The sequence below is a fragment of the Actinomadura sp. NPDC048032 genome (genome assembly GCF_040653175.1).
GTDB lineage: Bacteria > Actinomycetota > Actinomycetes > Streptosporangiales > Streptosporangiaceae > Spirillospora > Spirillospora verrucosospora.
On record NZ_JBEZJP010000138.1, the window covers coordinates 1 to 11,843 of the forward strand.

An 11,843-nucleotide genomic window follows, 5' to 3' on the forward strand; every position below is an offset into this window, starting at 1 on the left:
TCGACGGATCCGCGCAGCTTGTCGGCGGCCTTCCAGAGGACATCGCCCTTCCAGAGGAGATCGCCTTTTCCAGGGACATCGCCTTTCTTGAGGACACCGTCCATCCGCGTGACTTTAGCGCTCGGCCCGCCACGCCCGCGGGACGCCGTCGATGGACGGAGAGCCGGTGCGGTGCGAGGCTGCGGACGTGATGGTCGTGGGCGTCCTGGCGGTGGCGGCGCTGGCCGGATGGCTGTACCTGGCGTTCGCGCACGGCGGCTTCTGGCGGACGGGACCGGGGCTGCCCGACGCGCCGGAACCGGACGAATGGCCCGAGGTCGTGGCCGTCGTCCCGGCCCGTGACGAGGCCGCCGTCCTCCCGGAGACGCTCCCGACCCTGCTCGCCCAGCGGTACCCGGGCGCCTTCCGCGTGGTCCTGGTCGACGACGCGAGCAGCGACGGCACCGCCGGGACGGCCGCCGCCCTGGCGGACGGCGACCCGGCCCTGACGATCGTGCCCGCGAGGGAGCGGCCGGAGGGGTGGGCGGGCAAGGTCTGGGCGATGGCGGAGGGCGTCCGGGCGGCGGGCGAACCCGGCTTCCTGCTCTTCACCGACGCCGACATCGCCTACGCCCCCGGCGCCGTGGACGCGCTCGTGCGCGCCGCGGTGGCGGGACGCCGCGACCTGCTGTCGCAGATGGCGACGCTCAGCACCCGCACGGGCTGGGAGCGGGTGGTCGTCCCCGCCTTCGTCTACTTCTTCGCCCAGCTGTACCCGTTCCGCCGCGTCGGCCGCGACGGGGCGCGCACGGCCGCGGCCGCGGGCGGCTGCATGCTCGTGCGCCGGGCCGCCCTCACCGGGGCGGGGGGCCTCGACCGGATCCGCGACGCGCTGATCGACGACGTGGCGCTGGGACGGCTGCTCAAGCGCGCGGGCGGGCGCTGCCGCCTCGATCTCAGCCGCGCCGTCGTCAGCCGCCGCCCCTACCCGCGCCTCGCCGACCTCTGGGCGATGATCGCCCGCAGCGCCTACCACCAGCTGCGCTACTCGCCCGTCCTGCTCGCCGCGACCGTCGCCGGCCTGCTGCTCCTCTACGCGGTGCCGCCCGTCGCGACGGGCGCGGGCCTGGTCGCGGGCCCGGCCGGCGCCGGCGAGCCCGCCCTCGCGGCGGGTGGGCTCGCGTGGGCGCTCATGGCGGCCACCTATGCGCCGATGCTGCGCTTCTACGGCCTGTCGCCGCTGCGCGCCCCGGCCCTGCCGCTCGTCGCCCTGCTGTACGCGGCGATGACGCTCGACTCCGCCCGCAGGCACCGCGCCGGCCGGGGCGGCGCCTGGAAGGGGCGGACCGCGCCGGAGGGGGCTCCGTCAGGGCGGACTTTGTCAGGACGGCACAAATCCGGTGCCGGCGATGCGTCCCGCGCCACATTGGAGTAAGTGTCCAATTACGTTACTGTCGGGTGGCCGTCACGCCGGCGGCAGCGGCGACGACTCCGCCGCCACGTCGAAGGGTTACCCGCCATGTCCCTCACCGTTCGCCGGGTCGTGCGCGCCGCGCTGGCGTCGTGCCTCGGCCTCGCCATGACGGCGGCGGCCCTGCAGGGCACCGCCGCCGCGGCGCCGCAGGACGCCAAGCCCCCGGCCGAGGACCCGTTCTACCAGCCGCCCTCCCCGCTCCCGGCGGGCGCGCCCGGTGACGTCATCCGGTCGCGGCCCGCGGTGTTCACCGTCGACCCGGTCGGCCACTCGCCGTACGCGGGCGTCCGGTCCTGGCAGGTGCTGTACCGGTCGGAGACGGTGCAGGGGCAGCCGACCGCCGTCTCGGGCATGGTCCTCGTCCCCACCAAGGAGTGGACGGGCGAGGGCAAGAGGCCGCTCGTGTCCTACGCCGTCGGGACGCGCGGACTCGGCGACGCCTGCGCCCCGTCCTACACCCTCACCCAGGGCATGGACTACGAGGAGCTGTTCATCGCCGACGCGCTCAGCCGCGGCTGGGCCGTCGCCGTGACCGACATGGAGGGGCTCGGCACCCCGGGTCAGCACACCTACGAGGTCGGCGGCTCGCAGGGCCGGGCCCTGCTGAACGTCGCCCGCGCCGCGCAGCGCCTCCCGGACGCCGGGCTCGGCGGCTCGCCGGTCGGCCTCTGGGGCTACTCGCAGGGCGGCACCAGCGCGGGCTGGGCGGCGGAGCTGGCGGGCACCTACGCCCCCGAGCTGGCGATCAAGGGCGTGTTCGCGGGCGGCGTCCCGGCGGACCTGCAAGCCGTCGCCAAGAGCCTGGACGGCTCCCCGTTCGTCGCGCTCATGTTCATGGCCGCCGTCGGCTACGACGCCGCCTACCCCGAACTCGACCTGGCCAAGTACCTCAACGACAACGGTCGCGAACTGCTGGCGAAGGCCCAGGACATGTGCCTGGTCAGCTTCGACGGGCCCCTCACGGTCGTGCAGACGGCGTTCAAGCACATCAGCGACTACACGACCAGCGACCCGCTGGCCACGCCCGAGTGGCAGCGGCGCCTGGACGCCAACAAGCTCGGCTCCACCGCCCCGAGCGCGCCGGTGCTCCAGACGCAGGCCGTCTACGACGAGATCATCCCCGCCGGTCAGGCCGACACCCTCCACAAGGCGTGGTGCGCGAAGGGCGCCAACGTCACCTGGAAGACCTACACCTTCGCCGAGCACGCCACCGGCATGCTCTGGAGCGAGCCCGACGCGATGGCGTTCCTCGGCGACCGCTTCGCGGGCAGGCCGGTCACCGGCAACTGTGCCGCCTGAACCCCTGAGCCATAGGGCCGTCCCGCTCCGCAGGGGGCAGGATGGCCCTATGGATCTGGTGGAGTTCCTCCGCGCACGGCTGGACAGGGACGAGCAAATGGCCCGCGCCTGCTCCGGCGCCCCCTGGAAGGCGGCCCCCTCCGGCACGGTCAGCACCGCCGCCGGCGATCCCGGCACGGACGCTCCCGCCTTCGTCGCGACGGCGGAGAACGGCGCGTACGCCGAGCACATCGCGCGCCACGACCCGGCCCGCGCGCTCGCCGAAGCGTCCGCCAAGCGCCAGATCGTCGACGACTACGAGAAGCAGTCCTGGATCCTCGGCCAGGGCCACCGCACCCCCGAGCTCGACGCGGCGCAGGCCGTCCGCGAGACGGTCCTGCGCCTCCTCGCCCTGCCCTACGCCCACCACCCCGCCTACCGGGAGGAATGGCGGCCCTAGGCGTCGGTGACCAGCGCGGGGTGGCCCGGGTCGTCCACCTTCAGGGCGACGTCGGCGGTCCGCACCGGCTCGACCTCGGAGTCGTAGCGCGCGTAGGCGGGAAGCGTCCACGCCTCGTCGCCGGCCGTCCGGCGCGCCAGCGCCCCGCGCGACAGGGACAGGTGGACGGCGAGCTCGAACGGCAGCCCCCGCCCGAGCAGCAGCGAGCCGTCCAGCAGCAGGACCCCGCCGGGCCGGACGCTCACGTAGTCCGCCCTCGTCGCCCGGTCGAGCGCCGCGTCCCACAGGCTGGGCAGGACCCTCCCCGTGCCGGACGGCTCGAGCAGCCCCAGCACCTCCCGGACGAGCCCGCCCACGTCGAGCCACTCGTCGTAGAAGAGGTCGGGGTCGTCCCGCCCGTGCTCGTAGCGCAGGGACGCCGGCCGCAGGAAGCCGCGCGCGGACACCCTCACGACGTCCCGCCCCCGAGCGCGCAGGGGCGAGACGAGGGCGTCGGCCAGATCCGAAGGCGCCGCGGGCGGCGCCCCGTCGATCGCCACCCGCGACCAGGAGCCGGTCCCGAGCGCCGCGATCCGGTCGGCCAGCTCCTCGACCACCAGAGACGGCGAGATCGGTCGTGCGCGCATCACCTCATCCTGCCCGCAACCCCGGGCGCGCCTGACACACCGGCCTCTCGGAATGTAATCTCGGTACCGGGCCGAGAGGCGCTGCAACGGGCGAGAGCCCGCCACGCTCGGCCCGTGACACCTGATTCCGCAAGGGCGCCTCCCAGATTCCATGGGAGGTGCTCGAAAACAATGACTCAGACTCCATTGCGCGAACTTCTTGAGCAGCGGATCGCGGTGCTGGACGGCGCGTGGGGCACGATGCTCCAGGGCGCGGGCCTGACCCCCGCCGACTACCGCGGCGACCTCATCGGCGACGACCACCCCAAGGACGTCACCGGCGACCCCGACCTGCTGAACCTGACCCGCCCCGACGTGATCCTGGACGTCCACCGGCAGTACCTGCGGGCCGGCGCCGACATCACGACCACCAACACCTTCACCGCGACCGGCATCGGGCAGGCCGACTACGGCCTGGAGAGCCTGGTCCGCGAGATGAACGTGCAGGGCGCCCGGCTGGCCCGGCAGGCCGCCGACGAGTTCGGCGGGCGCTACGTCGCCGGCTCCATCGGCCCGCTGAACGTCACGCTCTCGCTGTCCCCGCGGGTCGACGACCCGGCCTACCGCGCCGTCACGTTCGACCAGGTCAAGGACGCCTACGCCGAGCAGATCGGCGCGCTCGCCGAGGGCGGCGTCGACCTGCTCCTGATCGAGACGATCTTCGACACGCTGAACGCGAAGGCCGCGATCGCCGCGGCCCGCGAGGTCGCCCCGCACCTGCCGCTGTGGATCTCGGTGACCATCGTCGACCTGTCCGGCCGGACGCTGTCCGGGCAGACCGTCGAGGCGTTCTGGCAGTCGATCGAGCACGCCGAGCCGCTGGTCGTGGGCGTGAACTGCTCGCTCGGCGCCGACGAGATGCGCCCCCACGTGGAGGAGCTGGCGCGCCTGGCCGGCACCTACACCGCCTGCCACCCGAACGCGGGCCTGCCGAACGCCTTCGGCGGCTACGACGAGACCCCGGAGGAGACCGCCCGCAAGGTCGGCGAGTTCGCCGCGTCCGGCATGGTCAACGCCGTCGGCGGCTGCTGCGGGACGGGCCCCGAGCACATCGCCAGGATCGCCGAGGCGGTGCGGGGCGTCGGCTCCCGCGAGGTCGTCCGGCCCGGCGCGGCGAGCCGGTTCAGCGGCCTGGAGCCGTTCGCGATCGGCGCCGACACCGGCTTCGTGATGATCGGCGAGCGCACCAACGTCACCGGCTCCAAGAAGTTCCGCAAGCTCATCGAGGCGGGCGACCACCAGGCCGCCGTGGACGTGGCGCTCGACCAGGTGCGCGGCGGCGCGAACCTGCTCGACGTCAACATGGACGCCGACCTGCTCGACAGCGAGCGGGAGATGACGACCTTCCTCAACCTCATCGCCACCGAGCCCGAGGTCGCCCGCATCCCGATCATGGTCGACAGCTCGCGGTGGAGCGTGCTGGAGGCGGGGCTGAAGACCGTCCAGGGCAAGGGCGTCGTCAACTCCATCAGCCTCAAGGAGGGCGAGGGCCCGTTCCTGGAGCAGGCCCGCCGCATCCGCGACTTCGGCGCCGGCGTCGTCGTCATGGCCTTCGACGAGACGGGCCAGGCCGACACCACCGAGCGCAAGGTCTCGATCTGCGCCCGCGCCTACGACCTGCTCACGCAGGAGGTCGGCTTCCCCGCCGAGGACATCATCTTCGACCCGAACGTCCTCGCCGTCGCGACCGGCATCTCCGAGCACAACGGCTACGCCAAGGCGTTCATCGACGCGCTGCCCCTCATCAAGGAGCGCTGCCCGGGCGCCCGCACCAGCGGCGGCATCTCCAACCTGTCGTTCTCCTTCCGGGGCAACGACGTCGTCCGCGAGGCGATGCACTCGGCGTTCCTGTTCCACGCGGTCCGGGCCGGCCTCGACATGGGCATCGTCAACGCCGGGCAGCTCGCCGTCTACGAGGACATCCCCGCCGACCTGCTCGAACTGGTCGAGGACGTGCTGTTCGACCGCCGCCCCGACGCCACCGACCGGCTCGTGGCGTTCGCCGAGAACGTCAAGGGCGAGCGGACGAAGCGGGAGGTCGACCTGTCCTGGCGGGACGCGCCGGTCGCAGCGCGCCTCTCCCACGCCCTCGTGCACGGCATCATCGACTTCATCGAGGACGACACCGAGGAGGCCCGCCAGGAGGCCGAGCGCCCCCTCGACGTCATCGAGGGCCCGCTGATGGACGGCATGAAGGTCGTCGGCGACCTGTTCGGCTCCGGCAAGATGTTCCTCCCCCAGGTGGTCAAGAGCGCCCGCGTGATGAAGCGGTCGGTCGCCTACCTGGAGCCCTTCATGGAGAAGGAGAAGCAGGAGGCGCTGGCCGCCGGCCGCGTCCAGAGCGACCGCGGCCAGGGCAAGATCGTCCTCGCGACGGTCAAGGGCGACGTGCACGACATCGGCAAGAACATCGTCGGCGTCGTCCTCGGCTGCAACAACTACGACGTCATCGACCTCGGCGTCATGGTCCCCGCCGCCAAGATCCTGGAGACCGCCGTCCAGGAGGGCGCCGACGCCGTCGGGCTGTCCGGGCTGATCACCCCGTCCCTGGACGAGATGGTCTCCGTGGCCGCCGAGATGGAGCGCCGCGGCATGCGGCTGCCGCTGCTGATCGGCGGCGCCACCACGTCCCGGCAGCACACCGCCGTGAAGATCGCCCCCGCCTACGACGCGACGACCGTGCACGTCCTGGACGCCTCCCGCGTCGTCGGCGTCGTCTCCGACCTGCTCGACGACAAGCGCGCCGCGGCCCTGGACGCCGCCAACCGCGAGGAGCAGGCCCGGCTCCGCGAGCAGCACGAGAAGAAGCAGCGCCGTCCCCTGCTCACCGTCGAGCAGGCCCGCGAGAACCGGGAGCGGGTCGACTTCGGCGACCTGCCGGCGCCCGACTTCACCGGCGTGCGGATCGTCCGCCCCGAGATCTCCGCGATCCGCGAGATGATCGACTGGCAGTTCTTCTTCCTGGCCTGGGAGCTGAAGGGCAAGTACCCGGCGATCCTCGACCAGCCCGTCGCGCGTGAGCTGTTCGACGAGGGCAACGAGCTGCTCGACCAGATCATCGCCGACGGCTCGTTCGAGGCCCACGGCGCCTACGGCTTCTGGCCCGCGCACTCCGACGGCGACGACATCGTCCTGCCCGGCGCCGCGCGCTTCCCGATGCTGCGCCAGCAGACGTCCAAGCCCACGGGGCGCCCCAACCGCTGCCTCGCCGACTACGTCGCCCCGTCCGGCGACCACCTCGGCGGCTTCGCGGTGACGATCCTCGGCGCCGAGGACCTCGCCGCGAAGTACGAGCACGACAACGACGACTACAAGTCGATCATGGTGAAGGCCCTCGCGGACCGCCTCGCCGAGGCGTTCGCCGAGTACGTCCACCTGGAGGCCCGCCGCGCCTGGTTCGAGCCGGACGCCGACCCCGCCCTGGAGGACCTGCACGCCGAGCGGTTCCGCGGCATCCGCCCCGCTCTCGGCTACCCGGCGAGCCCCGACCACAGCCTCAAGCAGACCCTGTTCGACCTGCTGGACGCGGGCCGCCTCGGCATGAAGCTCACCGAGTCGTACGCGATGGCCCCGGCCGCCAGCGTCAGCGGCCTGATCTTCGCCCACCCGGCGTCGCGCTACTTCACGGTCGGGCGCGTCGGCAGGGACCAGATCGAGGACTACGCCCGCCGCTGCGAGCTCCCCGTCGCGGAGGTCGAGCGCTGGCTCGCCCCCAACCTCGCCTACGACCCGTCCTGACGGTTCGGCCACTGCCCGGCGGCGTCCACGGGACCGTGGATGTCACCGGGCGGTGGGATCATGCTCGCGTGGAGATACAGGCACTGATCGACCAGTTGGCCGGGCCCGAGAGCAGGGCCGCGGCCGACGCCCTCGTGGCCGCCGGAGAGCCCGCCGTCCGACCCGTCCTGGCCGTCCTGTGCGACGAGGACTCCCCGGTCGCCTGGACCACCGGCGCCACCATCCTGCGGCGCATCGGCCTTCCCGCCCTCGACCCCCTGGTCGAGGCCATGGCGGCGGCGCCCACCGACGAGGTCTCCCGCCGCTGCGGCTGGGCCCACTGCGGCCTGCGGATCGAAGATCTGGCGGCCTTCCTCCCCGGCCTGAGCCACCCGAGCCCCAAGGTCCGCGCGAACACCGCCTACGTCCTGCAGCTCAAGGGGGAGGCGGCCCTCCCGCACGCCCCCGCTCTGCTCGCCCGCCTGGACGACCCCGACCCCGACGTCCGGCAACGCGTCGCCTGGGCCATCGGGGAGATCGGCCCGGGCGTCGTCCCGCACCTGCGCCGGCTCCGCCGCTCCCGGGGCGCCGTCCGCCGCCGCGCCCTGGAGGTCCTCGCCGCGGTCGGCGGCCCGTCCGCGCTCGACGACCGCGACCTGGCCCTCGTCCGGCGGCTGATCCGGTCCAAGCTCGCCACCGAGACGCCCGAGCCCATGCACCTGTGCGGCACCTGGTACGCCGTCCCCACCGGCGACCGGGACGCCGTCCTCGACGCCTTCGGCCTCTCCGATCCCGAGCCGGTCACGATGCGGCTCGGCGCGTCCGCCTGGAACCAGGACCACCACGTCTGGGGCGGTGACCACCGCTCCTGCCGCCGCGTCTACGTCACCCCACGCCTGGACGGCTGGACCCTCGTCTTCGGCGACCCCTTCCCCGACCACGAGGACGGCATCGACGCCGCCGCGGTCCAGGACCGCTGCCGCGACCTGAGCCGCCGGTTCGGCGCGGCCCACTGGTACGGCGCGAGCTGCGGCGACGAGTGGACGGCCTGGTGCGTCGCCGAGGACGGCGGCCTCGTCCGCTACTACGACGTCTTCGAGCCGGACGACCAGATCGGCTCCCACCCCGCCGAGGACGGCTACGTCCTCCCCCACGACGACGCCTTCCCCGACGACGCCTTCGACGGTGTCGAGGTCAACGACAGCGCCGCCTTCCAGGCCCGGTACTTCCAGGTCAAGGAGGACCTCGGCATCCCCGACGAGTGCCACGCCACGAGCTTCGCGGCCCGCGCCTCGGTCGACCCGTCCGCTCTGGGCCCGGAGACGTCCGTCCAGGGGCACGCCGCCCTGGCGCTGACCTCCTGCGGCCGCCGCCACGGCCACCCCCCGGGCGCGCTGGAGATCTGACCGGGCGGGCGCCGGTAGGATCACCTGCCGAGATGGAGATCGAGATGGTCGCCGTCCCCGCGGGGACGGTGACGCTGTCGGACCGGCGGACGCGGCGCAGCTGGCCGGTCGACCTCGCGCCGTACCGGCTGGCGGCGTACCCGGTCACCCAGGCGCAGTACGCGCGGGTCGCCGGTCGACGGCCGAGCACCGCCCGGGGAGACCTGCTGCCCGTCGAGTGCGTCTCGTGGTCGGACGCGGTGGAATTCTGCAACGCCCTGTCCCGGTGTGAGGGGCTGGCGCCCGCGTACCGGCTCGACGCCGATGGCGAGGGCGCCGAGTGGGACGCCTCCGCCGACGGCTACCGGCTGCCGACCGAGGCCGAATGGGAGCACGCCTGCCGCGCCGGCACGACCGGCCCGCGGTACGGCCCGCTCGACGAGATCGCCTGGTACCGCGCCAACGCCGGGGAGCACGTCCACGACGTGGGCGGCAAGCGGCCCAACGCGTGGGGCCTCTACGACATGCTGGGCAACGTCTGGGAATGGTGCTGGGACCTCTACGACGCCGAGGTCTACGGCGCCTACCGGGTGCTCCGAGGCGGCGGTTGGTCCGACGAGCACTGGAGCTGCCGGGCGTCGGTGCGGCGCCGCAGCCACCCGACGTTCCGGATCGACGACGTGGGCCTGCGCGTGGCGCGTTCCGCCGTCCGCTGACGGCGGGCGGAGGGGCGGCGGAAAGGGCCTCCCGCGCGCGTGCAAACGGCGAGTAGATCATTCGTTTTTGCAGGCCAGTGGCGCTTTTGCCGTTTTAGTCCCTAATCCTCAGGCTATGTCGTCAGGGTCAGGGGAAATCGGCAAGGAAGCGAAGGCTGATCATGGCGGAAGCGGGCACGGGGAACGGCAGCAAGGCCCAGGAGCTCCCCGTCGAGCAGCTCAAGGACGCCGGCCGCGCCCTGGCTCAGGCGCTCATGGTGCGGGCGCTGGAGAAGGCGAGCGGCCAGATCGAGGGCCTGACCGAGCGGCTGGACGGCGGGAACGGCGGGGGTGCCGCCGGGAAGGCGGCGGTCAAGGGCGCGCAGAAGATCGCCGAGGGTGAGTCGCCCCTCAAGGCGGGCCTCAGCGCGGGCGCCGCCGGGGCGAAGGAGATGGTGAAGGGCAAGGTCAAGGACGCCCTCCCCGGAGGAGGGGGCAAGGGCAAGGGCGGTGGCCAGGGCAAGATGAAGGTCACCAACATCCTCGAGGAGTTCGACGTGGGGCTGCCCCGCCGCGTCGCCTACGACCAGTGGACGCAGTTCGCCGACTACCCGAGCTTCACCAAGAAGGTCGAGAGCGTCGAGCAGGAGTCCGACGAGAAGATCAACTGGCGGGCGCAGATCTTCCTGTCCCACCGCACCTGGGAATCGACGATCATCGAGCAGGTCCCCGACGAGCGGATCGTCTGGAAGTCCAAGGGCCCCAAGGGCTACGTCGACGGCGCGGTGACGTTCCACGAGCTGGCGCCGTCCATGACCCGGGTCCTGCTGGTGGCCGAGTACCACCCGGACGGGTTCTTCGAGAAGACGGCGAACATGTGGCGCGCCCAGGGCCGCCGCCTCCGCCTGGACTTCAAGCACATCAAGCGCCACATGATGACCAAGACGCTGCTGGAGCAGGAAGAGGTCGAGGGCTGGCGCGGCGAGATCCGCGACGGCGAGGTCGTCAAGACCCACGAGGACGCCCTCAAGGAGGAGCAGGAGGCCAAGGACCGCGAGGAGGGTGAGAAGGAGGAGCCGGAGGCGAAGCAGCACGAGGAGAAGGAGAAGCAGGAAGGCGAGAACGAGCCGGAGGCGAAGCAGGAAGGCGAGGAGCCGGAGGCGAAGCAGGAGGACGAGGAGGAGTCCGGGGCGAAGCAGGAGGAGAAAGAGCCAGAAAGCGCCCGTGCCTGATGTCTTCGCTGGTGGAAGGCGGGGCTGAGGGGGAAGGACGTCCCCGGGACCAGGATCGAGCATCGGGGGGAACGATGAGCGACGACGCGTCCGGCAAGCCTGATCGCGAGCGGAACGAGTCCCGCGATGACTCGGAGGGCCTGACCGGAAAGACCATCCAGCCGGACCGGCGGGCGCAGCCCGCGGAGGGCCCGGACGTCCATCTCGACGTCCCGCAGGTCAAGGTCGAGGAGATCTCGCTGGAGGTCGAGAACCTGGAGGCGCACGTCTCGCTCGTCGCCGAGGTCCTCGACCTGCTCAAGCTGAACGTCGGCGCGGACGTGTACCTCGGCAGGGTCAAACTGGAGATCAAGGGCGTCGAGGCGGAGGCCGAGCTCCAGGTCCGGCTGGACAACGTCGCCATCATCGTCGACCGCGTCCTGACCACCCTGGACCGCAACCCGGAGATCCTCCAGCACATCGGACGCGGACTGGAGTCGGCCGTGAGCGACATCGGCTCCGGCACCGGCAGCGCCGTGGGCGAGGTCGGCAAGGGCGCCCGGGGCGCCGTGGAGGACGTCGGCCGCGGAGCCGGCGGCGCCGTCGAGAGCGTCGGCGAGGGCGCGGGCGGCGCGGTGAAGGACGTCGGCGAGGGCGCGGGCGGCGCGGTCAAGGAAGTCGGCAAGGGCGCGGGCGAAGGCGTCAGCGAGGTCGGCAAGGGCGCGGGCGAAGGCGTCAGCCAGGTCGGCCGAGGCGCGGGCGAGGGCGTCAGCCAGGTTGGCAAGGGCACCGGCCGAGCGGCCGAGCACGTGGGCGAAGGCGCGGGCGAGGGCGTCGGCGAGGCGGGCAAGGGCGCGGGCCGAGCCGCCGAACAAGTGGGCCAGGGCGCGGGCGAGGGCGTCGGCGAGGCGGGCAAGGGCGCGGGCCGAGCCGCCGAACAAGTGGGCCAGGGCGCGGGCGAGGGCGTCGGCGAGGCGGG

9 protein-coding genes and 1 riboswitch are annotated in these 11,843 nt (G+C 72.9%); of the genes, 8 read left to right on the forward strand and 1 reads right to left on the reverse strand.

Translation table 11 applies throughout. The features are described from left to right. Positions 1 to 166 precede the first annotated feature (166 nt). The 3 genes from AB0C69_RS19700 (at position 167) to AB0C69_RS19710 (ending at position 3,191) form a co-directional block, all read left to right on the forward strand. On the forward strand, positions 167 to 1,414 hold the full coding sequence (locus AB0C69_RS19700) for a glycosyltransferase (protein ID WP_360355372.1): 1,248 nt from the start codon (positions 167 to 169) through the stop codon (positions 1,412 to 1,414). An 84-nt stretch (positions 1,415 to 1,498) separates the two neighbouring features. After that, positions 1,499 to 2,752 carry a lipase family protein gene (locus tag AB0C69_RS19705; RefSeq protein WP_360355375.1) on the forward strand — a complete coding sequence of 418 codons (1,254 nt, stop codon included), beginning with the start codon at positions 1,499 to 1,501 and terminating at the stop codon, positions 2,750 to 2,752. Between the two features lie 49 nt (positions 2,753 to 2,801). After that, a complete protein-coding gene (locus tag AB0C69_RS19710; protein ID WP_360355378.1) occupies positions 2,802 to 3,191 on the forward strand; it encodes a DUF6221 family protein in 390 nt (129 codons plus the stop codon). On the opposite strand, the gene AB0C69_RS19715 is transcribed toward AB0C69_RS19710, so the two are convergent. Continuing rightward, a complete protein-coding gene (locus AB0C69_RS19715) occupies positions 3,188 to 3,817 on the reverse strand; it encodes a uridine kinase (protein WP_360355381.1) in 630 nt (209 codons plus the stop codon). The genes AB0C69_RS19710 and AB0C69_RS19715 overlap by 4 nt on opposite strands. A gap of 67 nt (positions 3,818 to 3,884) precedes the next feature. Further along, a riboswitch (S-adenosyl-L-homocysteine riboswitch) is annotated at positions 3,885 to 3,965 on the forward strand. A 23-nt stretch (positions 3,966 to 3,988) separates the two neighbouring features. On the opposite strand from AB0C69_RS19715, the gene metH reads away from it, so the two are divergent. From metH to AB0C69_RS19740, 5 genes are all read left to right on the forward strand, one after another. Further along, the gene (gene metH / locus AB0C69_RS19720; protein WP_360355384.1) at positions 3,989 to 7,594 is read left to right on the forward strand and encodes a methionine synthase; all 3,606 of its coding nucleotides are present in this window, start codon (positions 3,989 to 3,991) and stop codon (positions 7,592 to 7,594) included. Between the two features lie 68 nt (positions 7,595 to 7,662). Further along, entirely contained in the window at positions 7,663 to 8,979 is a 1,317-nt protein-coding gene (locus AB0C69_RS19725) for a HEAT repeat domain-containing protein (RefSeq protein WP_360355387.1), read from the forward strand. 32 nt (positions 8,980 to 9,011) lie between these two features. Continuing rightward, complete coding sequence (locus tag AB0C69_RS19730; protein WP_360355390.1) at positions 9,012 to 9,674, forward strand: formylglycine-generating enzyme family protein; 663 nt, start codon at positions 9,012 to 9,014, stop codon at positions 9,672 to 9,674. A gap of 161 nt (positions 9,675 to 9,835) precedes the next feature. After that, the gene (locus AB0C69_RS19735; RefSeq protein ID WP_360355392.1) at positions 9,836 to 10,885 is read left to right on the forward strand and encodes an SRPBCC family protein; all 1,050 of its coding nucleotides are present in this window, start codon (positions 9,836 to 9,838) and stop codon (positions 10,883 to 10,885) included. A gap of 74 nt (positions 10,886 to 10,959) precedes the next feature. Next, on the forward strand, positions 10,960 to 11,843 hold an 884-nt coding region (locus AB0C69_RS19740; RefSeq protein WP_360355395.1), incomplete at its 3' end, for a hypothetical protein.

Bases quoted from the DNA above. Each gene is read 5' to 3' on its own strand.
- AB0C69_RS19705 (WP_360355375.1), top strand. From the start codon at position 1,499: ATGTCCCTCACCGTTCGCCGGGTCGTGCGCGCCGCGCTGGCGTCGTGC.
- AB0C69_RS19710 (WP_360355378.1), top strand. From the start codon at position 2,802: ATGGATCTGGTGGAGTTCCTCCGCGCACGGCTGGACAGGGACGAGCAA.
- AB0C69_RS19715 (WP_360355381.1), bottom strand. From the start codon at position 3,817: ATGCGCGCACGACCGATCTCGCCGTCTCTGGTGGTCGAGGAGCTGGCC.
- metH (WP_360355384.1), top strand. From the start codon at position 3,989: ATGACTCAGACTCCATTGCGCGAACTTCTTGAGCAGCGGATCGCGGTG.
- AB0C69_RS19730 (WP_360355390.1), top strand. From the start codon at position 9,012: ATGGAGATCGAGATGGTCGCCGTCCCCGCGGGGACGGTGACGCTGTCG.
- AB0C69_RS19735 (WP_360355392.1), top strand. From the start codon at position 9,836: ATGGCGGAAGCGGGCACGGGGAACGGCAGCAAGGCCCAGGAGCTCCCC.